This is a genomic window from Runella aurantiaca, assembly GCF_003339505.1.
In the GTDB taxonomy this organism is placed as follows: domain Bacteria; phylum Bacteroidota; class Bacteroidia; order Cytophagales; family Spirosomataceae; genus Runella; species Runella aurantiaca.
In genome coordinates, this window is record NZ_QPIW01000013.1 from 150762 (window position 1) to 176803 (window position 26042).

The 26042-nt window shown below is 43.5% G+C and carries 26 protein-coding genes, 1 tRNA gene and 1 rRNA gene; 8 read left to right on the plus strand and 20 right to left on the minus strand.

The features are described 5' to 3' along the window. Positions 1–169: 169 nt before the first annotated feature. The 4 genes from DVG78_RS16765 to DVG78_RS16780 all read left to right on the plus strand — a co-directional run bounded on the left by DVG78_RS16765 (position 170) and on the right by DVG78_RS16780 (position 3659). Complete coding sequence (locus DVG78_RS16765; RefSeq protein WP_114462202.1) at positions 170–796, plus strand: hypothetical protein; 627 nt, start codon at positions 170–172, stop codon at positions 794–796. Positions 797–815: 19 nt separating this feature from the next. After that, positions 816–1199, plus strand: coding sequence for a hypothetical protein (locus tag DVG78_RS16770; protein ID WP_114462203.1), 384 nt, complete (start codon positions 816–818; stop codon positions 1197–1199). A 166-nt stretch (positions 1200–1365) separates the two neighbouring features. Then, complete coding sequence (locus DVG78_RS16775; RefSeq protein ID WP_114462204.1) at positions 1366–2778, plus strand: OmpA family protein; 1413 nt, start codon at positions 1366–1368, stop codon at positions 2776–2778. Continuing rightward, the gene (locus DVG78_RS16780; RefSeq protein WP_114462205.1) at positions 2775–3659 is read left to right on the plus strand and encodes a YjiK family protein; all 885 of its coding nucleotides are present in this window, start codon (positions 2775–2777) and stop codon (positions 3657–3659) included. The genes DVG78_RS16775 and DVG78_RS16780 overlap by 4 nt, the downstream gene beginning before the upstream one ends. Before the next feature lie 45 nt (positions 3660–3704). Here the strand turns inward: DVG78_RS16780 and DVG78_RS16785 are convergent, their stop codons facing one another. Beyond that, on the minus strand, positions 3705–3992 hold the full coding sequence (locus tag DVG78_RS16785) for a hypothetical protein (RefSeq protein ID WP_114462206.1): 288 nt from the start codon (positions 3990–3992) through the stop codon (positions 3705–3707). 118 nt (positions 3993–4110) lie between these two features. Between DVG78_RS16785 and DVG78_RS16790 the strand changes: the two genes are divergently transcribed. Continuing rightward, positions 4111–4863, plus strand: a complete 753-nt coding sequence (locus tag DVG78_RS16790) for an acyl-CoA desaturase (protein ID WP_114462207.1) — start codon at positions 4111–4113, stop codon at positions 4861–4863. Positions 4864–4950: 87 nt separating this feature from the next. Here the strand turns inward: DVG78_RS16790 and folD are convergent, their stop codons facing one another. From folD to DVG78_RS16835, 9 genes are all read right to left on the minus strand, one after another. After that, on the minus strand, positions 4951–5832 hold the full coding sequence (folD, locus tag DVG78_RS16795; RefSeq protein WP_114462208.1) for a bifunctional methylenetetrahydrofolate dehydrogenase/methenyltetrahydrofolate cyclohydrolase FolD: 882 nt from the start codon (positions 5830–5832) through the stop codon (positions 4951–4953). 18 nt (positions 5833–5850) lie between these two features. After that, complete coding sequence (locus DVG78_RS16800) at positions 5851–6186, minus strand: HepT-like ribonuclease domain-containing protein (RefSeq protein WP_114462209.1); 336 nt, start codon at positions 6184–6186, stop codon at positions 5851–5853. Then, the gene (locus DVG78_RS16805) at positions 6179–6484 is read right to left on the minus strand and encodes a nucleotidyltransferase family protein (RefSeq protein WP_114462210.1); all 306 of its coding nucleotides are present in this window, start codon (positions 6482–6484) and stop codon (positions 6179–6181) included. The genes DVG78_RS16800 and DVG78_RS16805 overlap by 8 nt, the downstream gene beginning before the upstream one ends. 8 nt (positions 6485–6492) lie before the next feature. Beyond that, positions 6493–6837, minus strand: coding sequence for a VOC family protein (locus tag DVG78_RS16810; RefSeq protein WP_114462211.1), 345 nt, complete (start codon positions 6835–6837; stop codon positions 6493–6495). Further along, on the minus strand, positions 6834–7538 hold the full coding sequence (locus DVG78_RS16815) for an SIR2 family NAD-dependent protein deacylase (protein WP_114462212.1): 705 nt from the start codon (positions 7536–7538) through the stop codon (positions 6834–6836). The genes DVG78_RS16810 and DVG78_RS16815 overlap by 4 nt, the downstream gene beginning before the upstream one ends. Next, positions 7474–8499 carry an alpha/beta fold hydrolase gene (locus DVG78_RS16820; RefSeq protein WP_114462213.1) on the minus strand — a complete coding sequence of 342 codons (1026 nt, stop codon included), beginning with the start codon at positions 8497–8499 and terminating at the stop codon, positions 7474–7476. The genes DVG78_RS16815 and DVG78_RS16820 overlap by 65 nt, the downstream gene beginning before the upstream one ends. Positions 8500–8579: 80 nt before the next feature. After that, positions 8580–9779 carry an argininosuccinate synthase gene (gene argG / locus DVG78_RS16825; RefSeq protein ID WP_114462214.1) on the minus strand — a complete coding sequence of 400 codons (1200 nt, stop codon included), beginning with the start codon at positions 9777–9779 and terminating at the stop codon, positions 8580–8582. Positions 9780–9982: 203 nt separating this feature from the next. Beyond that, on the minus strand, positions 9983–11767 hold the full coding sequence (locus DVG78_RS16830) for an ABC transporter ATP-binding protein (RefSeq protein WP_114462238.1): 1785 nt from the start codon (positions 11765–11767) through the stop codon (positions 9983–9985). A 124-nt stretch (positions 11768–11891) separates the two neighbouring features. Continuing rightward, positions 11892–12602 carry a GNAT family N-acetyltransferase gene (locus tag DVG78_RS16835; RefSeq protein ID WP_114462239.1) on the minus strand — a complete coding sequence of 237 codons (711 nt, stop codon included), beginning with the start codon at positions 12600–12602 and terminating at the stop codon, positions 11892–11894. 499 nt (positions 12603–13101) lie between these two features. Here DVG78_RS16835 and DVG78_RS16840 point away from each other — a divergent pair, with 499 nt between their 5' ends. The 3 genes from DVG78_RS16840 (at position 13102) to DVG78_RS16850 (ending at position 18607) form a co-directional block, all read left to right on the plus strand. Beyond that, entirely contained in the window at positions 13102–15822 is a 2721-nt protein-coding gene (locus DVG78_RS16840) for a PQQ-dependent sugar dehydrogenase (RefSeq protein ID WP_114462215.1), read from the plus strand. 145 nt (positions 15823–15967) lie between these two features. Then, on the plus strand, positions 15968–17005 hold the full coding sequence (locus DVG78_RS16845) for an AI-2E family transporter (RefSeq protein WP_114462216.1): 1038 nt from the start codon (positions 15968–15970) through the stop codon (positions 17003–17005). A 120-nt stretch (positions 17006–17125) separates the two neighbouring features. Continuing rightward, on the plus strand, positions 17126–18607 hold the full coding sequence (locus DVG78_RS16850; protein WP_114462217.1) for a TlpA family protein disulfide reductase: 1482 nt from the start codon (positions 17126–17128) through the stop codon (positions 18605–18607). A gap of 41 nt (positions 18608–18648) precedes the next feature. On the opposite strand, the gene DVG78_RS16855 is transcribed toward DVG78_RS16850, so the two are convergent. The 10 genes from DVG78_RS16855 to rrf form a co-directional block, all read right to left on the minus strand. Continuing rightward, positions 18649–19344 (minus strand): M23 family metallopeptidase, encoded by a 696-nt coding sequence (locus tag DVG78_RS16855; protein ID WP_229598250.1) that lies wholly within the window; start codon positions 19342–19344, stop codon positions 18649–18651. A gap of 60 nt (positions 19345–19404) precedes the next feature. Next, positions 19405–20316: an SMP-30/gluconolactonase/LRE family protein gene (locus tag DVG78_RS16860; protein ID WP_114462219.1), complete on the minus strand. Its 912-nt coding sequence runs from the start codon at positions 20314–20316 to the stop codon at positions 19405–19407. 225 nt (positions 20317–20541) lie between these two features. Further along, positions 20542–21660 (minus strand): TlpA disulfide reductase family protein, encoded by a 1119-nt coding sequence (locus DVG78_RS16865; RefSeq protein WP_114462220.1) that lies wholly within the window; start codon positions 21658–21660, stop codon positions 20542–20544. A gap of 133 nt (positions 21661–21793) precedes the next feature. Further along, on the minus strand, positions 21794–22801 hold the full coding sequence (locus DVG78_RS16870) for a toast rack family protein (RefSeq protein ID WP_114462221.1): 1008 nt from the start codon (positions 22799–22801) through the stop codon (positions 21794–21796). 11 nt (positions 22802–22812) lie between these two features. Next, the gene (locus DVG78_RS30250; RefSeq protein ID WP_166559382.1) at positions 22813–22983 is read right to left on the minus strand and encodes a LiaI-LiaF-like domain-containing protein; all 171 of its coding nucleotides are present in this window, start codon (positions 22981–22983) and stop codon (positions 22813–22815) included. Between the two features lie 91 nt (positions 22984–23074). Beyond that, positions 23075–23638: a PspC domain-containing protein gene (locus tag DVG78_RS16880; RefSeq protein ID WP_114462223.1), complete on the minus strand. Its 564-nt coding sequence runs from the start codon at positions 23636–23638 to the stop codon at positions 23075–23077. 197 nt (positions 23639–23835) lie between these two features. Next, entirely contained in the window at positions 23836–24306 is a 471-nt protein-coding gene (locus DVG78_RS16885) for a GNAT family N-acetyltransferase (RefSeq protein WP_114462224.1), read from the minus strand. A 35-nt stretch (positions 24307–24341) separates the two neighbouring features. Continuing rightward, entirely contained in the window at positions 24342–25643 is a 1302-nt protein-coding gene (thrC, locus tag DVG78_RS16890; protein WP_114462225.1) for a threonine synthase, read from the minus strand. A gap of 156 nt (positions 25644–25799) precedes the next feature. After that, positions 25800–25874, minus strand: a tRNA-Pro gene (locus tag DVG78_RS16895). A gap of 46 nt (positions 25875–25920) precedes the next feature. After that, positions 25921–26032, minus strand: a 5S ribosomal RNA gene (rrf, locus tag DVG78_RS16900). Positions 26033–26042: the final 10 nt, after the last annotated feature.

Genomic DNA, 26042 nt, shown 5'->3' on the forward strand with positions numbered 1-26042 from the left:
TTTTGTCTTCGGGTTTTACGCCTTACCTCCTCATTTTCGGCACTTCAATTGTTTTTTTACGCACCTCATACTCATTCGTTTCGGTAGCCGAATTTCATCTCACAATTTTGTATCATCAAAACAGCCAAAAACAGGTACAAATAACCGTTACAACGTATTTCTTTCAGTCATGAAAACCCTCTTTTTCTTTTTTACCTCATTATTTATCCATTTTAACAGCATGGCACAGACCAAAGTAGCGGGCGAATACCGACTAGCGGGTATTCATGACATGGCCGCAGGATTTACCTTAACGGAGCAAGGTACATTTGAATTTTTCTACGTGTATGGTGCGGTCGACCGATTTGCCCAAGGTACCTACACCGTGGATGGTAAAACCATTAAGCTCAAAAGCAGTAAAGAGGCTGGGAAGGATTTTAGTATCACCAAACAAAGTAAGATTGGCAAAGGCTACACCATCAAAGTAGTAGCCCCAAATCCGATGTTGGCGCAATACGTAAAAGCGATTGTTTTTAAAGGGCAAGAAAAATCGGTGGAGTTTGTGAATAAAAAAGGCGAATTGCACCTCAACGACGGGCACATTGACCGAATTTACCTCCAGCACGAGCTGTTCCCAGACATCGCCAGCAAAATAAAATCTGAAACCAACCACAACAACTACTTCGAAGTGGGCCTTAACCCTTCGTTGGAGAAGGTGAGTTTTAAAGGCGTTGATTTTACGTTGGACAACGACACGCTTACTTGCCTACCCAATTATTTCATGCCTTTTGAAAACATTCGATTTGTTAAACATTAATAATCAAATCCTGATAGCCATGTCAAACATTAAAACTAAAATAGACGAATTTGAGGTTCGTGACCTTGAAGATAACGGCATCCTGCGTATTTATGTAGAGCACAACACCGAAATGGGCAACCGTGGCGTGCCGGGCATTCAGGTGTGGTATACCATTGCGGGCGGTACTTCCATCGTCAATTTTGAGCCGCTTCATGTCGAGCGCTGGGCATACCAAGCCCAAAAACAAAACGTTCAGGAATACCTTATTGCCGACAATTCTTGGACAACCTACGAAGATACCTACATCAAGAACTATTTAATCATTGACGAGAAGCCCAAAGCCCGGGTTGAGGTAAAAGTGCGGAGCAAAAAAGCACCCATCATCCGCGAATACGACCTGCCGTTTTTAATCGAAGAATAATCCGTCATTTCATTTTAGAACAGCCTGACTCCCAAGCTATCGTTGACTCCTCAGCGGCGGTTTGGGAGTTTGTCGTTAAATAAAAAAAACGCCTTTGAAGCTAATTTACCCCTATTTTTGTTCGTTACTAATGGCAAAGGGTATTTGTACCAACCGTTTTTATTGAATGAATCGACTTCTTTGGTGTTTATTTTTTTGGGTGATTTCTCAAGGCACTTACGCTCAACGGGCGGGTGTATATCAGTTTGAGAAAAATCTGGAAGAAGAATCGGGTCAATTACCACCCCTAAAAGTACTGAAAGAAGCAGGTATATTTCAAGAAGATGTGCTTCCTGAACTCAAAAATGCCAAACGCTCAGTCTACGTATTTGAAAAAAATTACGGTCTTCAATTTGACAACCGAGCCGCCAACGGCTTTCTGCGGGATTCGTATACCATCGAAATTTATTTCAAATTTTCGGCACTCGATAGCTGGAAACGCGTCATTGACTTCAAAAACCGTAAGTCTGACAATGGCTGTTACATCTACGACGGTAAGCTCAACTTCTATAATTTTGCCTTGGGAACCCGCGCTCCCGTGCGCGCCAACGAATACACGCACTACGTGATTTCGCGCAATGGAAAAACCAAACAACTTAAAATGTACGTGGACGGGGAGTCTAAAGTGGAGTTTACGGACCAAAATGATGAAGGTGTCATTGACGAAGACGGCGTGTTAAACTTTTTTCATGACGACCTCATCGTCAAAGAAGAAGCCAGCGCGGGAGCCGTAGCCATTATCAAAATCTTCGATTACGTGGTAGAACCTACCGAAGTAAAAAAAAGCTACCTCAAATTGAATGAGTCGGTACTCAAAAAGCCGATGGTTCCGCCCGTAGCCACCTCTCCTCCCCCCGCCCGCCCGCTGCCCGAGACGAAAACGCCTACTAACGCTAATGATTTGCCCTCAAAAGAGCCCTCATTGGTGCTGAGTGGACAAGTTCAGAACGAAACGACCCGAAAACCCATCAAACAGCCAACGGTGTTGGTATTGAATAAATATAATACTGAAAAACAGCGACTCAAAGGGACCGACGATGGATTGTTTAAAATCGCGTTTGAAGTAGGTCAGGATGTGTATTTTATGGTAGAAGCCGATGGTTTTTTCCCCACAAGTATTCATTTCACGGCCAAGGAATTAACCGAAAAATCAAAAAACGGCACTATTTTTACCCTAAAACCCGTTACAATTAGTGAAAGTATTGTATTGAAAAACATTCGCTTCGTGCAGGGAAAGCCTGAGTTGCTTCCCGAATCGGAAGAGGACTTGAATCGTTTGTGGATGTTTATGCGCGATAACCCCGCCGCCGAAATCGAATTGCACGGGCATACCGACAATTTGGGCGACTTTGACCTCAATCTAGCCCTGTCGAGGCAGCGCGTTGAATCCGTCAAAGCATTTTTGGTTTCAAAGGGAATTGCCAGTCAACGCATCAGCGGGCGCGGATTTGGTTCAACGCGTCCCATTGCCAATAACAACCGTGAAGAAACCCGTCCGCTGAATCGACGGGTAGAATTTGTCATTAAAAAATTGAAATGAAAAACTCACTCTTTCTATCCACATTACTCGTTTTGTTTTTTTTATCTTGTAAAAGAGAAGAAAAGCCCGTAGACCCTGAATCTGACAACTTTGCCGATACGCCAACCTCCAAAACCGTCCAGCCCGCCGACGACCTCGACGAAGCTTCTGGACTGGCCGATAGTTTCAAACAACCGGGTTTGTTATGGTCACACGAAGACGCCGCCTCGCCCGATGAGCTATTTTTAGTGAACCGAGAGGGTCAGATTGCGGGTAAAATAAAAACCCCTTTTACCAATTTTGACTGGGAAGACATTGCCATCGGCCCAGGCCCACAAGCCAACGAAACCTACCTGTATTTGGGTGACATCGGCGACAATGCCATCAATCTAGACGTAAAACGCATTTATCGTTTTCCTGAACCTGCCAGTCTTACCTCGACCATTACCAACTACGACCGCATTCAGTTTCGCTATCCAGACGGCTCCCGTGATGCCGAAACATTGCTACTCGACCCCCTCACCCGCGACCTATTTATCGTTTCTAAATGGGAAGGCCAAGCGCATTTGTATCGTCTTGCCTACCCTCAATCGACGAGTGAAGTCATGATGGCAGAAAAAGTAGGCAATTTGACCGTTGGCGGCGATTTGACAGGAGGCAGTATTTCGACCAATGGCAAGGAAATTATTGTGAGAGGATACACCGCGATTTATTACTGGAAACGCAAAGTTGAAGAAAAAGTAGGCGACGTGCTGCTCCGTAATCCTACCAAAAGTTTGCCCTATATTTTTGAGCCGCAGGGCGAGGCTGTGTGTTTTGACAAAGATGGCAGAGGCTATTTTACCCTCAGCGAACGTCGCAACGTACCCAGCGTCAATCTATATTTTTACGCCAGAAAGTAGGGGCAGGGCTTGCCTCTGCCCAGTTTATTTTTACCTTTCCATGTTTTACAGCCAACCTTTCACCAATTCTTCCCATTCTTTTTCCAGCGTATACGTAGGCATTTCGGCACGGGCGCGGCGGTACCAATAGCCCGCGTTCCATTGGTCGCCTTCCTTGCGGTGTAGATACGCGTGCAAACGATCGTAATCACGAGTACCCTCCCGTGACTGCGCGATGTCATGCGCTTTTTCCCAGTTTCCTTTGGCGTCGTACCAAAGCGCCTGCAACACTGGCGTACAGTCTTTGGGAGGTTGTGAATCCTTCAGGCTCGATTGAAACGTTATAAAATCCATTGTGAAAAGTAGAAAAGTTTACCCTTAAAAAAAAGGGTCGAACTGATTTTACTCATCTTTTTTGAAAAATGGCATTAGTACTTTTGCCATACATTACCGATAACACAATCTTTAAATTATGTATGTTCTTGTATTTTTCGTAGCCCACTGGTATTTATCTCTCTTGATGCAAACCTTCTTTTTGCACCGCTACGCCGCCCACAAAATGTTTACGATGAGTCCTTTTTGGGAGAAGTTTTTTTATACCCTCACTTTCATATTTCAAGGTTCATCGTTTTTAAGTCCTTACGCTTATGGCGTAATGCACCGCCTCCACCACGCTTATGCCGACACGGAAGAAGACCCACATTCGCCGAGTTTTTCGTCGAGTTTGGTGGATATGATGTGGAAAACAAAGAATTACTACAACAATATCCTGCACCGCGAAGATAGTATTCCCACCAAATTCAAAAAAGATGTCCCACACTGGGCATTTATGGAACGGCTCGGTGATTATTGGGTTATCCGCATTGGTTGGGGCGTATTGTACACCTTGTTTTATATACAATTTGCCACGGCTTGGTGGATGTTTTTGTTGTTGCCAATCCACTTTTTGATGGGGCCCGTTCACGGGGTAATTATCAACTGGTATGCCCACAAATACGGTTATACCAATTTTAAAGTAAACGACACCGCCCGCAACCTTTTACCTTTTGACTTTTTGATGATGGGCGAATCGTACCACAACAACCACCACAAACTCGGAGGTCGCGCCAATTTTGGAGTAAAATGGCACGAATTTGACCCTACTTATCCGTTTATTTTATTCCTCAACGCCACGGGAATTATCAAGCTAAAACGGAACAATGACTTGAACTATATGCCTAGCTAGGCGCTGGTGTTGGTTCTTGGTTGATTGGTTAACGGTTATTGGCCACTACTACAGAGCACCGTTAGCCAGTAACCAATCACCAATCCCCTACTTAAAAATAGCTTTCTTGGACGATAGCAGCGTGTTGGTCAGTAGACCGCAAATAGTCATCAAGCCCACGCCACCCGGCACGGGCGTAATGTAGCCAGATTTGGGCGCTACTTCGTCAAACTTCACGTCACCTTTGATGGCAAATCCGCTTTTTTTGGTTGCATCTGGCACGCGGGTAATGCCCACGTCAATCACCACTGCCCCTTCTTTGACGTAGTCGGCGGTGATAAATTCGGGGCGACCCAAGGCCGCAATCAAAATATCAGCACTTTGACAAACTTCTTTCAGATTGTGCGTACGGCTGTGGCAAATCGTGACGGTACAGTTGCCCGGATAGGCATTGCGCTGCATCAAAATACTCATGGGCAAGCCCACAATTTGGCTGCGCCCTACCACCACACAGTGTTTACCAGCCGTTTCTATTTTATAACGTTCGAGCATTTCCAAAATTCCGTAAGGAGTAGCTGAAATATAGGCGGGCAAGCCCTTACACATCCGACCCACGTTGATGGGGTGGAAACCATCCACGTCTTTTTCGGGCGCAACCGCTTCCATGATTGTATTTTCTGAAATATGCGCCGGAAGCGGCAATTGCACGATAAAGCCATCGATATCTTCGTCGAAATTCAAATCCTGAATGTGCGAAAGCAACTCCGCTTCTGAGGTGGTATCGGGCAGGCTGATGAGGGTTGACTTAAAACCGATTTCCTCACAACTTTTGATTTTTGAGGCCACGTAGGTTTCGCTTGCACCGTTATTGCCCACCAAGATAGCCGCCAGATGCGGGGTTTTTCCGCCGTTGGCTTTGATTTTATCTACTTCTACTTTGATTTCCGCTTTTACTTCAGCAGAAAGTTTTTTACCGTCTAATAGTTGCATTAAATTAATCGTTAAATCTTAATTATCAAGCAGATACTGTATTTCTACTTTCAAAACAGGGAGATAGTTGATAACAATTGCCCAGATATTTACTGGCTCAATTGTATCGTAACCATGTATAATTTTATTACGTGTATCTACTATTCTACGCGCATTGGAAATAGGAATAGTTGGGTGTATTTTGAGCAAGTTATTGACCGCCTCACCAATAATTTCTAAATTTCGTTCCACCGCATCCTGTAACATATCATTACCAGCATAGTTTTCATAGACTTGAGGTGTGCCAATATATTTTTCGATATTATCAATACACACTCGAATATCAAACAGATACTTTTTGGCAATATTATCCATAGACTAATTCCTTTGTTCTATTAATCTCCTGAATAAAATAAGGGTTTTTTAATGAGCCCTCCGTAATTATATCTACTTCTCTTTTAAAAAATGCTTTTAATGTATCATAAAGTGACCACCAAAGCTCTCCTTTTTCAAGCGGTTCAATTTCGTTTTGAAATACTATTAAAAAATCAATATCACTCTCGTTGCCAAATCGCTCTGAAACTACTGATCCAAATGCATATACTCTTTCAAGTTTATGAGCCTGAAAAATGGTTTTCAATTGAGACAAGTTATCTTTCAGCAAGGGATTCATAAGCGAATTTATTTCTCAAAATGAGGATTCTCGATAATACCAAACTCATTTCCGAATGGGTCTTTGACCGTCGCAACTTTGATTCCGCCACCCACTTCCTGAATCTCTGCATCCGCAGTTGCTCCCGTCCCGAGTAGGTGTTCCCAAGCCAGTTCAATATTTTCCACACCCCAATAGGTAGTTGTTTGAGAGGCGTTGGGGTCAAGGCCCAGTTCATAACCACCAATGTTGAACCCCACATAAAAAGGTTCATCAAAATAAGGCTGAACACCCGTTGCCTGAATGTACCACTGTTTGGTCGCCTCTAAATCAGCGGCGAGGTAAATGACGGTTCTTAATCCGAGTAGTTTCATAAATACTCTTTCAATAATTTCTCCTTCAACATTGTCATGCCCACCGTTGCTTTTTCCTGAATAAACGTCACGTATTTCGTGCTACCCGACATTTCTGGAGTTTTGGGATCTATCACAAAAATCGGCACCCGAGGAGGTACGTAATATACTAATCCTGCCGCAGGATATACCACTAACGACGTGCCAACAACAATAAAAATATCAGCTTGCTCGGCCAGTTCAACAGCCGGAACCATCATCGGAACCTCTTCCCTAAACCACACAATATTGGGCCGAAGTTGACTTCCTAGTTCGCAGGTATCGCCCAATTTCAGCTCCCAGCCTTTCACATCATACACCAACGAGGGGTCTTTGGTACTGCGCGATTTGTACAATTCGCCGTGTAAGTGAAGTACATTCGTTGAGCCTGCTTTTTCGTGCAGATTATCGACGTTTTGGGTAATGATTTGAACGTCAAAGTATTTTTCCAGTTCCGCCAAAATCAAATGCGCGGCGTTGGGCTCGGCCTCCAACCCCTGTTTACGACGTTCATTGTAGAAATCCAACACCAATTGCGGATTGCGACGCCAGCCTTCTGGGGTGGCTACGTCTTCGATACTGTGCCCTTCCCACAGTCCATCTGAATCGCGAAATGTTTTAATACCGCTTTCCGCGCTGATTCCCGCGCCCGACAGGACGACTAGCTTTTTTTTGTTCGGCATAAGTTTCCTCTACAAAACGTTGTAAAAATGGAGTTACCTGCGCATAAAATGCGGCGGGATTGTCTAACCAAGGGAAATGATGCGCCCGGTCAATCAAACTGATTGTGACATTTGGAACTGATTTTTTCCAGAAATTCACCAATCCATTGAGGTCATAACGCTGTCGCGATACAACCACCAGTACAGGTATGTTCCTCTGTCGTAATGCAGTAATACAATCAAGCGGGTTGGGAACAAATTTAGTGCTTACCCGACTTTTAATGCCTACGTTACGCACTTTTTCGTATAAAAAATCGGCGGCAATGGGCTCATGGAGCGTATCATGCACGTAAGTGGCTGCTTGAAATGCCATAATCGCTCTGGCCCTCGCCAAAGAATCCGTTGGCATAATTTGCGTTTGGAGTTGATGTTGTAACCCTTCAAAACGCCGATTGATGACCTCCTGCGATAACATACGCGAAAAACCGTATTCTTCGTAGGTATCAAAATAGCCATTGGCCGAAAGTGGCTTTGTTTCGGTCATGGCGGTGGGGTTGATAAGCACCAATTGTGCCAAATGGCTTCCTGCCTGAGATGCATATGCACAGGCAATTTTGGCTCCGAAGCCGTGCGCAATTACCGACCATTTAGGAATCCTCAACACCATGCGAAGGGCTTCAATATCAGCCACTGCTTTCGTAAAGTTAATTGTTGAATCATTGATAACGGGAAAACGACTTTTACCCGTAGCACGCGGGTCGTAATAAACCACGCGGTTTGTTTCCGACAATTTTTTAATCAAGTCTTTTAGGTAGGCCGACGAATTGCCCGCATCACCTACGACCAATACGTGGCTCCCACTCCCGACGATTTTGAAATATAAATTGGCACCGCTGTTACAGATAGCCCAGCCTTCGGTTTGGGCTTTTGTGATCAACGAAACCAAAAATAGGGTAATAAAAAGAAGTACATTTTTTCTCATTCAGTCGGGATATTTCTTGAGAGAAGATTTTAGGATTGACCGCGTTTTAGGCTTGTCAATCCTGAAATCCTCACTGATGACTACTGATTCAATTCACTGATTTTCTGATAAATCATCACTTGGTTGGATGCAACTTTGGCAAATCCCCGCACATCGTCGCCCGTCCATGCGTTGTTCATCTCGCCATAACTTCCAAACACTGGCGACATCAAATCATAACTTGATTCAATTCCTTCCACATAAAAACGATAAGGTGCCAACGTAAGGTGCACTTTGCCCGTTACGTGCTGTTGGGTATCGGCTAAGAATGTCTCAATATTACGCATCACAGGCTCCATAAACTGACCTTTGTGCAAAAGGCTTCCGTACCAGTTGGCCAATTGTTCTTTCCAATACAATTGTTGCTCGCTCAAGACGTGTTTTTCAAGCGTGTGGTGGGCTTTAATAATGACCAAAGGCGCGGCAGCTTCAAAGCCTACGCGTCCTTTGATACCGATGATGGTATCTCCTACGTGAATATCGCGCCCGATGCCAAACGGTGCCGCGATTTCGGCCAGTTTTTGGATGGCTTCCACTGGCGCGTAAGCCGTATCGTTGATTCCGACCAATTCTCCTTTTTCAAATTGCAGGGTCACGCGTTCTGCTTCAGTTTTACTCACTTGCGTCGGAAAAGCGCTTTCGGGCAAATATTTATCTGATGTCAGGGTTTCTTTACCCCCAACCGACGTTCCCCACAGGCCTTTATTGATAGAATAAGCCGCTTTGTGCCATTCTTGATCCACTCCTTTTGATTTCAAATAATCAATTTCAGCCTCACGCGACAGTCTTAAATCCCGAATCGGAGTAATTATTTCGGCTTCTGGCATAATGATACGGAAGGCCATATCAAACCGAACTTGGTCATTTCCAGCGCCCGTACTTCCGTGCGCAATAGCCTCAGCACCAATCTCTTTGGCGTACTCGGCAGCCGCAATGGCTTGAAAAATACGCTCCGCACTCACCGAAAGCGGATAAGTATTGTTTTTGAGAATATTTCCAAAAACTAGGTATTTAATACATTGCTGATAATAATCCTGTGTTTTGGAAATGGTCGCGTGTTTTTTGACGCCCAACGAATACGCGCGGGCTTCAATCGCTTTCAGTTCTTCGTCCGAAAAACCGCCCGTATCCACCAATACGGAGTAAATTTCGTAGCCTTTGTCTTCCGACAAATATTTGACGCAAAAAGAGGTATCCAAACCTCCGCTAAACGCTAAAACAACTTTTTTACTTTCAGACATGGACTTCTTTAATGTTATTTTGTTTGCGACAGCCCATTAAGCAGGTTTTTGTAAAATCACGCCATCAGGGCAACCATTACCTTTGACAAATTGGTAGGTTATACTCACTATTTTAGCGCAAAGTTAGGAGAATAAAGACAAGGTTACTAAAAAAAATGAGACCCGATTCATCCTTTTTGAAATGCGCCCCACAGACCGCATTTTTAGTTATTGTCAAGGGTCTTGCTAATTTTATCCAAATTAAGACTCCGTGTAGAGGCATCAAAAATAGTTCGGTACACCCCGTTTTGGTCATACAACTCTTCATGTTTCCCATTTTCTACTACCTCTCCCCGCTGCATTACATAAATCATATCAGCGTCCATGATTTGTGAAATACTGTGCGAAATAATCACTACCGTTCTGCCTTCCTTGATGGCTTCGATGCTGTTTCGGATTTGCTCCGTTACAATCGCATCGAGACTCGCCGTCGGCTCATCTAAAAAGATAATTGGTGGATTTTTAAGAAACAATCTGGCAATAGCAATGCGCTGTTGTTGTCCACCCGAAAGCATAGAAGCATCGGATTGATATTGCTCAGGTAAATCTAAAATTTGCTCATGTAAAAAAGCTTTTTGAGCCGCTTCTCTGATTTCTTCGGACGTAGCTTTGGGCTTACCATAACGAATATTTTCTTCGATGCTTCCCTTAAAAATGTGATTTTTTTGGAGTACCAAGCCAATATCATCACGCAAAGCATGGGTATCATACGCAGGGAGCGGTATACCATCCAACGCAATTGTTCCGCCCGATGAGGCATAAAACTTTGTCAATAAATTAATTACCGTCGATTTGCCCGCCCCCGACAACCCCACCAAAGCGGTCGTTTTACCACTTTGAATATGAATGTTGACATTTTTTAGGGCATGAACTCCCGTTGGATAATAAAAATCAACGTTTTTCAACACAAAATCACCTTTTAAAGGTGTAGAAACCGTATGACCCAAGGATTCAGTTTCTCCCTCGGCGTCTAAAATGCTGAAAAAACCTTCGGCATAAATCAGGGCATCGTTCATTTCATCATAAATACGGTGCAACTGACGAATCGGCGCCGACACATTACTGAACAACATAATATGAAACATTATAGCCCCGATTGAAATTTGACGATCCAATACCAAATAGGCCGTCAAGATAATAATCAGCACCACGCCAATTTGTTCAATAAACGATTTTAAGCCCTCAAAAATAAAGCCCGTTTTGCGGGTTTGTAACTGCAAGTCCATCAGTCTCTGTTGCAGGGTCAATTGTTTTTTTCCTTCATATTGCTCTCTTACGAATGATTTTATGACAGAAATAGAATCAATAAGGTTAATCAACCCGTTGTTTTTATCTTCCCGCTGACCTCGCAATTTACGTCGAACGCCCTGCAGTTTCTGTGCTTGTCGGAAACTCACATAAAAATAAGCGGGTAGCACGCAAAGCGCCACCAAGCCTACGTACACATTGGCCGAAAACATCACCACCAAGGCCACGATAGCGTTGGCAAATAAAGGGAGAACATCAATAAAAAAATTCTGGACCAATTTGGTCAGGCTTTCCACACCCCGGTCGATCCGCGTTTGTAAACGCCCCGATTGGTTGGTTTCATTGGTGTAAAAAGCCATTCGGTAGGTCAAAATCTTTTCCACGGCTGTTTGCGCCAAATGAAAAGAAACGTTGATTCGGAGTTTCTCTCCGTAAAACTTTTGACCAAATTGTAGAAAAATATTAAGGATTTCTTTGGCAAAAAGAATCACACTAATCACTCCAAGCAGCGAAAGTCCCGCGGGCAGTACCTTGCCTTGCCGCAACATTAAATCAATTTGATCAACGGTATATCGCAACACCAGAGGATTGACCTGCGCGGTCAGTGAACCCAACAATGTGAGTAGCAATGTGCCGATAATCAGCCATTTATAAGGCTTAAGAAACGGAATAAGCCGATTGATAATTTGTTTGAGTTCCAAAACTGTAAATGCTTTTTGGCTTAGGAGCCTGATGTAGATGTGAATTTTTATCTCCAAGATAAAAAATAAACCCCGATTCCCAGCCAAAACTGAGAATCGGGGTTAGTAAAGGAATAAAAGCAGCCTAGTGCGTCAGTTCCAGTTCGTTCTGACGCTGACGGACTTTGGCTTCACGTATTTCGCGACGCAGCAGAATCCGTTGTTTGATACGCATCCAGCGCTCATACAATTTTGATTCTTTCAGAAAATCCCATGGGGCTTTCTTTTCCGTTTTTGGCACCTCCAACGGGTCATACATCATCCCCGTACAAAGGCAGTTTTTACGGTTGGTCCGGGTGAGTACGTCATAGTTTACGCAGCTCGAACAGCCTTTCCAAAAGGCGTCGTCGGCGGGCAATTCACTGAACGTAACGGGCTCATATCCCAAATCTGAGTTAATCTTCATCACGGCCAAGCTGGTCGTAATTCCAATGATTTTGGCCTCTGGGTATTTGGTCCGCGAGAGTTCGAAAGCCTTTCTTTTAATGGCTTTCGCGATACCGCTTTTGCGGTAATCAGGATGAACAATCAACCCAGAATTGGCCACAAACTTGCCATGCTCCCAGGTCTCGATATAACAAAAACCAACCCATTCGCCAAGCAACGTTGTTGCGATGATGGCTTTGCCTTCGGCCATTTTTTCCTGAATATATACAGGTGAACGTTTGGCGATTCCAGTTCCGCGCTGTTTGGCACTTTCTTCCATCTCTTTACAGATGGTTTCGGCGAGATGGAAGTGTTTGTCTTCGGCTGTTTCTACGATGTACTCGTTGGCTACTATTTCGATGTTTGACATTGTCATTTATTGGAATTGAATCCTCTGCGGAGACAACAAATCCGCTTTGGTGTTGAGAAAAAAAAGAAACGATTTTTGGAAATCTGGCGAGAGCGTTCGCCGCGTAGGCAAACAGTATTAGTGTGTCCTTTCGGACCTACAAAAAAATGGCGTAATGTGCGCGCAGCGAGTATGTGAGAGAGTGTGTGCCACTTTTGTATTTGGTTTTTGAAAAAAACGTGACAAATATCGGTTAAATTGTATTCTAAATCCAATAAATAAACGATTTATTTTTTTCATTAGTTCAAACAAAGACAGAATGCTTGGTATACAACCTATTACAGTTTTTCTGCGGCCAAACAATTCATTAAACAAATTGTTTTCAAGAGAAATAATTTTCAGTTGCATGCGCCCAATAGTACCATTTCGACTTTCAGCGTTATATGTACACCGACTACATCATTAGTTTTCGGTGCGTTTGTACTTTAGTAGTAAAATTATAACCAACATAAGTGACCTCATGGAAAATCCATTTTGGAAAAAAACAATGTGTATAGGCAGTAGTTCACTATTGCTAGCCGCATTGCTAAGTAGTACCGTTTCAGCCCAATCCCCTGCCCTTCCCGAAGAAAATCGTTTTACGAAAACCATTTTACTTGAAAAATTAGACGAGCCTACCGAGTTGGTTGTGCTAGACGATCAGCGCGTGTTGTTTACTGAGCGGAAAGGAAAAGTAAAACTGTACAATCCTAAAAAGCCCAACACCTATAAACTCGTGGGCAACATTCCTGTCTATATCAAACAGGAATACGGCCTGATGGGTATCAACGTTGACCCCGATTTCAAACAAAACAAGTGGGTCTATTTGTACTATTCTCCCGTCTCTTCAGAGGCCGATACCTCACAACGGCTAGTACGTATGAAGTACGATACCGAGCGGGATTCTTTGTTGCTGAGTACCGAACAAGTGCTGCTTCGCGTACCTGTCAAACGCAATGATTGCTGCCATACAGGAGGCTCCATTGCGTGGGACAAGCAGGGCAATTTGTATCTCTCTACTGGCGACGACATCAACCCTTTTGGCAATGATGGCTACGGCGCACTCGACGGACGCCCCGGAAGAGCCAACTGGGACGGTCGCTCCACTTCTTCTAACACCAATGATTTACGGGGTAAAATTCTCCGCATCAAACCACGCGCCGAAGGTGGATATGACATCCCTGCTGGGAATCTCTTTGCTCCAGGCACCGAAAAAGCCCGCCCCGAAATATACATTATGGGGAATCGCAACCCCTACCGTATTTCAATTGACCAGCGGACTGGTTTTCTGTACTGGGGAGAAGTAGGGCCAGACGCAGGCAATGACAGCGAGACGCGTGGGTCGCGTGGGTACGATGAAGTCAATCAGGCGCGCAAAGCAGGTTATTTTGGATATCCCCTGTTTGTAGCCGACAATAGGGCTTACAATCGTTACGACTTAGGCACCAAAATATCGGGCGAAAGATTTGACCCCGCAAAACCCATCAACGACTCCCCGCACAATACGGGTTTGATTGAATTGCCTCCTGCTCAAAAAGCCTTTATCTATTATCCCTACGCCGATTCACCCGAATTTGGGCCCATCGTGGGAAAAGGCGGACGCAACGCCATGGCTGGACCCGTCTACTATTATGATGACTATCCAGAAAATGACGTAAAATTCCCCCGCCATTATGACGGAAAACTGTTTGCCTACGAATGGATCCGCGATTGGATTCATCCCGTTACGATGACCAAAGAAGGCGATTTTGTAAGCATGGAAACCTTCATGCCAAGCACTAAGTTTAGCCATCCGATTGACATGCAGTTTGCGGTTGACGGTTCGTTGTACGTCATGGAATACGGCAACACTTGGTTTGCCCAGAATGACGATTCGCGTTTGTCGCGGATTACGTACAATGCCGGAAACCGTAAACCAGTAGCCGCCGCCACTGTCAACAAAAAAGCGGGTGCTGCGCCCATGAAAGCCGTGTTCTCTTCTAAAGCAACGGTAGATTATGACGGGGATGCCCTCACGTATGAGTGGAGCTTTGGCAAAGGGCTTCCTAAAAGCACCCTTCCTAACCCAACTTTTACTTATACAAAACCCGGCACCTATACCGCCACGCTTAAAGTAACCGACGTAAAAGGGAATGTTTCGTCGAGCAGTGTAGAAGTAAAAGTGGGCAATGAACCGCCAAAAGTGGAAGTAGCCGTAGCAGGAAATAAATCTTTTTATTGGGAAAATAAACCCGTTAGCTACGAAGTAAAAGTGGCCGATAAAGAAGACGGTAGCTTGGCAAATAAGAAAATCAGCCCCGAGGATGTCATCGTAACGATTGATTATTTGGAAGGATTTGACAAGACCATTTTGGCCCAGGGCCACCAAGCAAACTTGGGATTTGCCACGGGAAAACGCCTCATGGAGCTTTCTGATTGTATGGCCTGTCACAGCATTGACAAAAAATCTATTGGCCCATCGTACCGTGATGTAGCAAAAAAATACCAAAGAGAACGCGACGTGGTAAGTATGCTTGCCGATAAAATCATCAATGGTGGTGGCGGTGTTTGGGGCGAGCAAGCCATGAGTGCGCACCCCCAAATTAAGAAAGACGACGCCAAAGATATAGTACGTTACATTATGTCGTTGGCCAACGAAAAAGGGCCTGACAAAAAACCCGTCAAAGGCGAATACGTAACGGCCGCCAAGCAAAAAGAAGGTTCTTATATTTTTACGGCTAGCTATACTGACAAAGGAAACGCTAACCTAGGACCACAGACTTCTACCACTACGGTAGCCCTGCGCCCCGCCAAAGTGAAGGCGGTGCAAAATGACGAAGTGAAAGATGCCACCAATGTAGAATTACCGACCAAAAGCGAGGTACTGGCTCCCGTTAAAAATGGCAGCTATGCGGTATACAAAGACATTGATTTGACCGACATCAGTACACTTTCATTTATGGTCTATGCCGAACCAAGCCGCACAGTAGGCGGCAAAATCGAAGTGCGACTCGATAGTCCAACGGGTGCTTTGATTGGTGAAGTAGAAGTACCCAACAATAAGGTAGGGGTATTAAATGCATCTATTCGTCGACCCGATGAAAAGCTTCACAACGTTTATCTTGTGTTCACCACCGCCCAATCCGTTCCCGAAAACAAAGGATTGTTTGGTTTGGAATGGATTCAATTTAATCCCAACGGGATCGCAAATACGGGCAAGTAACAGTATTGCTCTCTTCATGTACTAAAAACGAAACAGCCGTTGCAGAACGGCTGTTTCGTTTTTAGTACTTTCAAATCCTAGTTATTGATATTTATCAGAAGGCTTTTGCTGTTTTTTTACCAATATTGTCAAAAAACTATTTCTTATGCCTACTACTCAACAAAGCGTCCGATATCTTCAAATCGTCTTTTTTGTAGCTGTATTTATGTACTTTACGCAATCCATTACCATACCCATGGCTTTTGGTTTATTGGTTGCTATCGTCATGGCACCTTTTTGTCAGAAGTTAGAAAGATGGAAATGGCCCCGCAGTTTAGCCATCACCGCTTGCTTAGCCATCGTCTTCCTGATTGTAGCCGCATTGGTGACATTATTGGTTTGGCAATTGGACGAATTTCAAAAAGAAGTACCCAAAATCACTACCAAATTCAAAGAAAATTGGCCTCAAATACAGGAATGGCTTCAATTTCGTTTTCATCTTACCGAAAAAATGCTGGACAATTGGTTGATTAAAACAGGCTCAGAAGCGGGCTCAAAAATCGGAGCTGTTTTGGTCGGAACGTTTAATATCACAGCCAATCTGCTTTTCAACGCCTTCATGATTCCTTTATTTACTGCGTTGTTTTTGTACTATCGCGGTTTAATCATGAAATTTTTATACGAACTTTTTGGCGAATCAAATCAAAAACTTGTCTATTCCGTTACGCATCAAACGGTCCAAACTTATCATAATTACATCAAGGGGCTGCTACTGGTTTATCTATCGGTCGGTATTTTAAACTCCATCGGGCTGGCCATCATTGGGATTGAGTACGCCATTTTGTTTGGGTTCATTACCTCCATTTTGACCATTATTCCTTACGTGGGTATCATGGTAGGAGCGCTGTTGCCTATTTCGATTGCTTGGATTTCTTACGATTCACTTTGGTATCCTTTGGCGGTGGTAGCCGTGTTTGGGGTGGTGCAATATTTGGAAGCCAATGTCATTTTTCCGATGGTCGTTGGCAGTCAATTGAAAGTGAATACACTCGCATCCATCATTGCTTTGTTTATCGGCGGGGTGATATGGGGAGTGTCTGGCATGGTTTTGTTCTTACCTTTTGCAGCCATCCTGAAAGTTATTGCTGACCACGTTCCTTCATGGAAACCAATCAGTACTCTTTTAGGACCTGCCGAAACTTAAATTGACGCAACGAAAAGACACGTTTTAGACAACTTATTCGTTTTATTATCTTGGGTCATTTGGTTAACACCTTCGGCAAGTATCCACATTTAACTCACTGTACAACTAACAAAAATCTTTATGACGAAAAATCTGTTCGCTTTTTGCCTTTTTTTAAGCTTGACGGCGAATGCCCAAACAGCTCAAATCCTGCTCAAACTGCCCCCAAACAACGATTTTATTATCTCTTTAACGGCCGAGAAAGTCCGTTATCTTGATGCTCCTTCCATCGGTCTTACCGACGTAGAATTTCTAAACATCGGTGTATTTGATGACAGTACAAAACAATGGGCAAAGACCGAATTTGAACTGAAAGAACCGCAGGTTGTTCGATTAAATATTGTCAACAAACGCAAGGTAACTGCTTATAAAAGCCAAGAAGGTGTAAATTATTTGCTGTTTATCAGCCCAAATGATAACCTTACAATCGGCATCTCTCCCAACAAAACACTGACTTTTACGGGGACCAATGCCCGCTACCAAGAGTACCTGCGAGATTATTTCCGGGAAAACATGTATGATTATTTGCCCCAATTTGGGTATAATCCTTCCCAAATTGATAATTTTCACATTCTCACCAAGGTAGACAGTCTACAACGTACACGTCAACAACGCTTGCAAACTTTGAAAGGCCAACAACCCGTCGACGAAGCATTTGAAACCTACGTAACGGCCATTACAAATACGGAACCTTATTTACTTAAACTCGTAGTTTCCGACAAAAAAATCCGTGAAAGTCAGGGGGTGCAGCTAAAGCCCAATCAACGAAAAGAAATTCAGGAGTTAGCACTTCAGAATTTCAAAATTATGCCCGATGCGGCCCTACTGAGTGAAGTCTATCGCAACGAACTGCGCAATTTTATTCAAGTACCCGTCATCCAAAAATATCCGACCGACTCCGCCAAGCGGTATGTGCTCTCACCTGAGGCGGTACAAATGGCGTATCAACTGAGCAGCGAAGAACTCCAGAGTTATCCCAAACAAAAAGAATATTTGTTGACCCATTGGCTCAATTATTCCACCACGTTTCGGAGCAACATGAGTACCGCCCGTACATTACTGACCCAGTACGAACAAACATATCCTGAATCGACTCTGGTGCCTTATTTTAAGCGTACCATTGAAGCAAAAGAGAAGATGGAGGTAGCCTCGCAGGCGCCCGAGTTTATGCTTAAAGACCGCGATGGTAACACCGTAGCATTGTCAAGTCTGCGGGGCAAGCCTGTTTGCATTGCTTTCTGCTATAATCTAAAACAGCACGAAAATGATTTTAAACCTTTGGAAGAAAAATACCGTGGCCGTTTGAATTTCGTCTACCTCAACGTAACCCCAGCAACTACGTATGAAATATGGCAGCCAACCACCGAAAAGCGCCCTGGAGTGTTGCATCTATGGGCCTCCGACTATGATGCACAAATGCTCAAAGGGTCCTATGCTTCTACGATGCGCTATCCTTTTGTACTGATTGATGCGCAAGGAAAAATAGTGGAGCGATGGATTCCGCAGGAGTTTCCTGACAACAAACCGTTACAAGTCGAACTTAGGGATTTAATCAGAAAATAATTGAATGGAAAAGGAGTTAAGGGGTCAGCCTTTAACTCCTTTTATTTTATCACTTCGGCAGATGCCAGCCAATCGTATGTATTGAGCGGCATCGGCAACGCTTCGGGCGTAAGCTGAAGGTACATAAGGTGTAAATGAGTTCCTGAACGGCGTTTGGCAGCATTGAGGCCCGTTCTTCCCACCTCCGCAATTTTTTGCCCTGCCGTCACCTGGTCACCTACTTGAACCGTTACCCGGCTGTGATGTGCGTAATAAAATAATCCATCCAAACACGGATCATAAATCCACACAAAATTACCGCCTCGATAGGTGCTTTCGGGACTCCAGTTAGATTCGGTGGCCACTACAATACCAGGACGCATCGCCAGTACATCAATAGGCTGCTCGGTTTGGTCATCCAAGTTATCCTGATTGCGGTCATAAACAAATATATCATGGGCTGGATGGCTACCTTGTACCGCGTGGTCAAATAGATTAAAGCCAAACGGACGGTATCCAGAGCCATTTCCACCGATTTGCTCGGCATCGTATGATTTTATTGGAAAAACAAAACGAATGGAATCACTGCACGTTTGTTGACGATAGCCGTCGGTTACTTCGCGCAGTTCGCTAAAAATCAACCTAAACCGTAACTGAGCAGAATCTGGTTCAATGGTTTGTTCACGAATCTGCGCATTAAGCTGCAAAAACGCCTGCCCCAAAGTCAATAGTTGGGCACCGGGAGCATCCGCTGCCATCAAAAATAATGGTGAAATTAAGGATAAACAAACAGTTAAAAACTTGTACATAGAATAGGTTTATTTCTTTCCCAAAAACGCTTTCATCATTAGCCACTCCCGTCCGGGAGCTTCTGCCTGAAAAGTTTCGAGGCAACCGCGATCTTGGAGAGTGATGTAGCAAGTTCGCCCTTTTTTGCCTCCAAAGCAAATATTTGAAACACTTTTGCCCTTGGTAGTAATCGTTTTTATGACTTTTCCTTCGGGCGACACAACCGCCACTTCACCCTTCCCATGCCTTGTGATGTACAGATTTCCGTTGGCGTCACAGCGCATTCCGTCCATACCACCATCGCTAAACTTATGCAACAGCCGTTTATTGGAAAGTGAGCCATCAGCCGCCAAATCAAAGGCCCAAATATTGCGTTGAACACTTTCGTTGACGTACAGTGTCTTTTCGTCTGGACTTACATCAATCCCGTTGGTTGTTCCCATATCGGGCGCCACGATTCGTGCTTTGCCCTCAGGCGACACGTGCCAAACCTGTCCTGTTCCTTCTTTCCAGTTTGGGTCTGAGCAAAAAATATGTCCCTTTTTGGTAATGGCCAAATCGTTTGGCTGGTTCATTTTAGGCTCGTTGCAATAAACACTCACTTGCTTGGTTGTTACATCTACTTTCAAAACATTATGCCCCGTAAAATCCGCCACGTAAAAGGTCGTGGCGTTGCCAAACCGAATCCCATTTCCTGTACTTCCTTTTGGCAAAGTCAGAAAAATTGACGATTTATTACGTTTGGAAATCTTGGCGATGGTACCATCCATGATGTAGTTAACGGCATACACCGACCCGTCAGAATCGACAGAAGGTCCTTCACAGTTTTGGGTAAACTCATGCTCTGCCGTAAAATCAGAAGTTTGGGCTTGCACCGCAAACGACGAAAAATACAAGGCAGCCACAAAAAAAGTTATGCGAGAGTAGAAATGAAATTTCATGAAAGTAAAAGGTCTATGTCTAGTAATAATGGTAAAACAATATTGTTTTTTGGGGTTCAGTGCCCCCTTTTGGGCTTTTAACCGTTAACATTTACTGTTTTACATTTTTCTGTTTCTTGGAATGTAAAGATTAAGATTTCATTGAAAATAAAAAAACTTTCCAAGTCTTGAAAACCTGAAAAGTTTTGATGAAAAGCATAAAAAGCGTCTGAGTTAGACGTACTTTTAATTATTTACCTTCAATAATTCTTCGAGCTTTTTCTCCAATGCGGCCCCGCGCAGGTTTTTATCAATCACTTTTCCGTCCTTATCCAACAGGAAAGTGGCAGGAATGGCGTTGACACCGTAAGTCTGGGCCGCAATTGACTGCCAATATTTTAAGTCTGAAACGTGGCTTGGCCAAATCAACCCGTCTTTTTCAATGGCTTTCAACCAAGCCGCTTTGTCGCGGTCGAGCGACACACTGAAGATTTCAAACCCTTTGTCTTTAAAACGATTATAAACCCGCACCACATTCGGATTTTCCTGACGGCACGGCCCACACCAAGAAGCCCAGAAATCAATCAACACAATCTTTCCCTTCAATGAAGAAAGACTTACGGGCTTATCCTGCGTGCTGTTGAGCGTAATTTCGGGAGCGGCATCTCCAATCTGAATTCCACGCATACGTTTGGCATTTCCGACAAAAACCTGCGCCTGTTTCATGGTTGGGCGCTCTGCCTCAAAGCGTTTTGCCAGCGCATCAATGGTCGCAAAATCGACTTCGGGGTTCAGAAAATTGGTCGCAAACAACGCAACCAACGACGTTCCCATTTCAGGAATCATGCTTTTAACTTTTCCCGTAAATCCCTGACTTGCGGCTTCAAAATCCTGCTGAATCTTCGCTATTTTTTTACTGTCTTTCTTTTGTTCGGCCTGGGCATATTCTTCCTGCCATTTCTGAGACTTTTCGTTCATCTCTTTATACATGCCAATCAATTGCTGGTAATAATCATTGTTTTGGGAGCCGCTTACTTTCGACGCTCCTTTCTCCGTTCCATCCGCCGTAATCTCAATGGTTTCTCCGCCTTCAATAAGCACAATAACCCGTTGCGCGTTGGCAAGATTGAGTTGGTACACGGTACCTTCATCCAGTTCTTTACGTTTAAAAGTAAAGCGTTTGTCAGGTCCTACTTTTGATGAGTCTATTCTCACAAGTGGCTGAGTACCCGCAATTTCAAGGTATACCTTGTCATTGGGTTGAAGATTTTTGGCCGTCCCCGAAATGGTGAAGTCTTTTGCCGTCGTTTGGGCAAAAAGGGTAACGCTTGTAAAAAAAGCGGCAGCGGTCAGTATATTTTTCATTAGAATGCGAATGTTTGCCAATTTTAAACGAAAAAACGGGCTGTTTGTTGCGTGATTGACAAAGGTACAAAAAACAAAAATGCTGCCAGTTATTTTAACTGACAGCATTTTTGGATTATTTATTGGTGTTAATTTAATACCGATTGATTTCTAACTTTGACAATCCACCGTTGTACGATACTTTGATTTTTTTGGTAGCCGAGTTATAATTGGAAGTACGATACAGTCCATCGCTTATTTTTTCAAAATTATCCAATTCTTTAGAATTAAAAGCCCCGTCTACCGTAAATTCACAGCCAATCGATTCTGGGATATTGATTTCGATGGAAGCAACCCCAGCGTCAATTTTTACTTCAGCGTTGTTTTCAATTTTTTCACCCAATTTCAAATCAACTTCCGCCGCGCCAGCTCCGATTTTTACATTTTTAACTTTGTACTCCGACAAATCAAACTCCGCTTTTCCAGCTCCCAAACCTAAGTCAAATGACCAAACAGGCTTGTCACTCAGTCGCATTTCGACGTGATTGTCCATGTTGTCAAAATCCTTAATCCGAACGCGCTTGGTGCTGTCTTTACTCTCCATTTCAAAATTAACGGAGCTAATTTTCGTGCTTTCATTGCGCTTAGTTGTCAGCACATAATTACCAAATTTTGTTTCAGCGTCGGCTTCCACCAATTGAGAAGTTGTGCCTTCTATTTTAAATTCTCCCGCACCTGCTCCAAAATTAAGGGTTGCTTCAGTAGTACCCTCTGCCAGCGGTTCGGAGAAATGCGTTTCACCATCCTTTGAATATGTTTGGGAGCGCTTGTCATACTCGTCATCCTCATTATTGTTATCATCGTCATCATCAAAATCGTGGAGATTAAACTCAATTCCGTCATCATTCCAGTGACGAAGTTTTTTGTTCGCTCCGTTGATAATTGCCGATGGAATGGCAATCGCAATCAGAATGGCCGTCAAAATTCCCGACCAACTTTGTTTGAGTAAAAGGCTAAAACCTGCCAATACCAACAATACGGGCCAGAAGCGTAAGGTCATTCCCCAATCAATGTGAAACCAACCGAGGGTTTTAGCCAAGAGTATCAGGCCGACAGCCAGTAAAAAAGTACCCCAAAATAGGGCATTTGAAGATTGTTTCATGGCTCTATGGCTTAAGATATTTTTTTAAGTTTGTCTTTAAAAATCAGGAGTGCCCCACCCGCAATAAACAATACTGGCCAAAAAAATCGCTCGAAATCGAACCAATCGAAAAGTTCACGCATAAGCAGTAGCCCACCGATAAGTACAAGGAGCGCGCCCCAAAAAGTGCTTTGATAGTTCATGGCAAAAGGAAGTTTGAGTTGAAAAGTTTGTAGGTTATTAGATGATAATTTTAAAGCCTGCAAGCAATACCCTGCGAGCAGGCTTTAAAATCTATACTTTGGGCTCCTCAGAACCATCTGGCGTTTCTGATTCTTTCGACGTTGTTGTCGTCTTTGGAGGCTCCCAATCATTGATTGGAGCTGAATCAGTCCATGAAGGAGTAGCACGCTCTGTATCGGCGGTAAAAGTGGTGGCTGATTTGTGAGATGTTGTTCTCAAAATCAAGAAAAGACCTAAACCAATGAGTAACGCTGCTGGTACAAATCGCTCCAAATCAATCCAATAGAAAAGACGGTCAAAAAGCATAAATCCACCGATAATAAGCAGACCATAGCCAATGATTTCGGCTCCTTTGCCAAAGTCCTTTTTGGACTGCGGATTATTCAAATAAACGTTTTCTGGGTCTGTAACGGTCACTGTAGGCTCGCCAGTAGGCAACGCCGCCCACAGAATAATATAGATTAAAATGATGGGAAATCCTTTGGTAAAAAACATCAATACGACAAAAATAACCCGCATTATGGCTTTATCTATACCAAAATAATCGGCGAGGCCAGCGGCTACCCCACCAAGGACTCCTTCACTCGGAATACGACGCAATTGTTTGCTGTTCATGGCTTTGCAATGTTAAGATGTTGGATTTTAGGCGATGAGCACTGCTTTATTTTCGTTTTAACGTCAATTGGTCAATGCTCTTTATCTTTTCTTTGTTTTATTATTGAATCAAAGGTACTATGCAATGCAAGGTAATAAAATATATTTTACGACCAACGGTTAAAGAATAAAATGAATGGAAAATTTTGGTGATGAAGTTATAAGCCTAAGAGCTTTTTCTCAAAATAAACAACATCCTCTTCAGGATTGAAGTTGTAAGGATGGATTTCGGTAAATCCATAACGAAGATATAATTTAACGGCAGGCTCTAAACGTCGAAGGCTATCCAGTTTTATCGACGTATAACCTAGCTTGTACGCCGTATCAATCGCTACCTCCATGAGCTGCTCCCCCAAATGGAGCCCACGAAAGGCGGGTTGGATAAACATACGCTTCAGTTCACACGTATGTTTATCCAATTGCCTCAACGCCGCACAACCTACAAATTGCTCATTTGCATGTACAAGCCATAGCTCCCCCTTTGGAGGGCCGTACATGGTCGATAGTATTTGCAGTTCATCATCAAACTTCTGAAACTTTAAGTCAATTCCTAACCCTAACGCATACTCCTTGAATAGCATAACGGCAGCAGCGTAGTGTTCAGAAGTTCGAGCAACGATAACTTGCATGGTATAATGACATTCTCAAAATGCCTATTTTAAATCTACGACAGCAGATAATCTTTAAAATCTTCAAAACGGGTACTCATCGGAGTAGCCACTTTGGTTTTATTTAACAATTCTGACAAACGCGCAGGAATTTCGACATCAGCGGTCCCGAGCGCCTCTTCTACAACATTGAGAAACTTGGCGTAATGGGCCGTTGATAAAAATATCCCTGTTAGGTCTTTTTTAGTTAAATTCATGTATTCCTTCAATCCTAAATAAGCAACCGCCGTATGAGGACACATCAAATAGCCCTCACGCTCGTACACATCGCGCATGGCTGCTTTGGTTTGTTCATCGTTAAACCAAAATCCTGAGACAACTTCTTTGACCTGCTCCCATTCATCCCCAAAAAAACGGGTTAGCCGAACAAAATTACTCGGGTTTCCTACATCCATGGCATTGGAAACAGTCTCTACAGACGGAACAGGATTGTAAACACCATTTTCTAAATAATTAGGGACTACATTATTACGGTTAGTCGTTGCTACAAAATGTTCTACAGGAAGCCCCATTTTGTATGCTAAAATACCCGCACTCAGGTTTCCTAAATTTCCGCTGGGCACCGAAAATACAACCGGAAGCCCTAAATGCTTTACTTGGGCATAAGCCCTGAAATAGTAAAAAGATTGGGGAATTAAACGAGATATATTTATGGAGTTGGCAGAAGCAAGATTGTATTTTTGCGTTAATTTTGCATCTAAAAAAGCCTGTTTAACCAGCGCTTGACAATCATCAAAAGTTCCATCAACTTCAAGCGCTGTAACATTTCCGCCCAGCGTTGTCAATTGTTTTTCCTGAATATCACTTACTTTACCGCTTGGATACAATATTGTAACGCTTATGCCCGGTACGTTATGAAACCCCTGCGCCACGGCCCCACCCGTATCGCCAGATGTAGCCACTAAAATCCGTATTTCTTTTTGAGAACGCACTAAAAAATAAGACATCAAGGAAGCCATAAATCGAGCCCCAAAATCCTTGAAAGCCATGGAAGGACCATGAAAAAGCTCAAGACAATGAATTTTATCTTCAATAGCTACAACAGGAGCGTCAAAATCAAACGCCCGATCTACAATCATTTGAATGTCTGCTTTTGAAATATCATCGTTTAGCAGGGTTTTTGAAACCTCAAAAGCAATTTCATTAAACGATAAATGCTCAATACCTTCTAGAAACTGGGTCGAAACCTTGGGAACATACTCAGGCATATATAATCCATTATCTGAGGGAAGACTCCGGAATACCGCTTCTTCAAGGTTTGCTTTAAGTTGTGTGTTTTTAGTACTATATAAGATCATCAGTTGATTTACGCGCTAAATGTCAAATTTTATAAATTTTAAAGGCCAAAATTACACCACCTATTCCCCCCATGCAAGACTTTCCCAAATTTTAGAAATCTGGGCTTTAAGAGCATAAAAAAAGCGTCCACTAATGAATAGTGAACGCTTCTAATGTCGGGATGGCAAGATTCGAACTTGCGACCTCCTGGTCCCAAACCAGGCGCGATGACCGGACTACGCTACATCCCGAATAAGAATGCCTCCGATTCGACGGAGGCATATCTTTTTTTTAATATTGTGGCGGCTACCTACTTTTCCAAGTTTTATCTCAGTATCATCGGCGGAGCGGGGCTTAACTTCTCTGTTCGGAATGGGAAGAGGTGAACACCCGCCCTGTAACCACCATCAAGGTCGTTA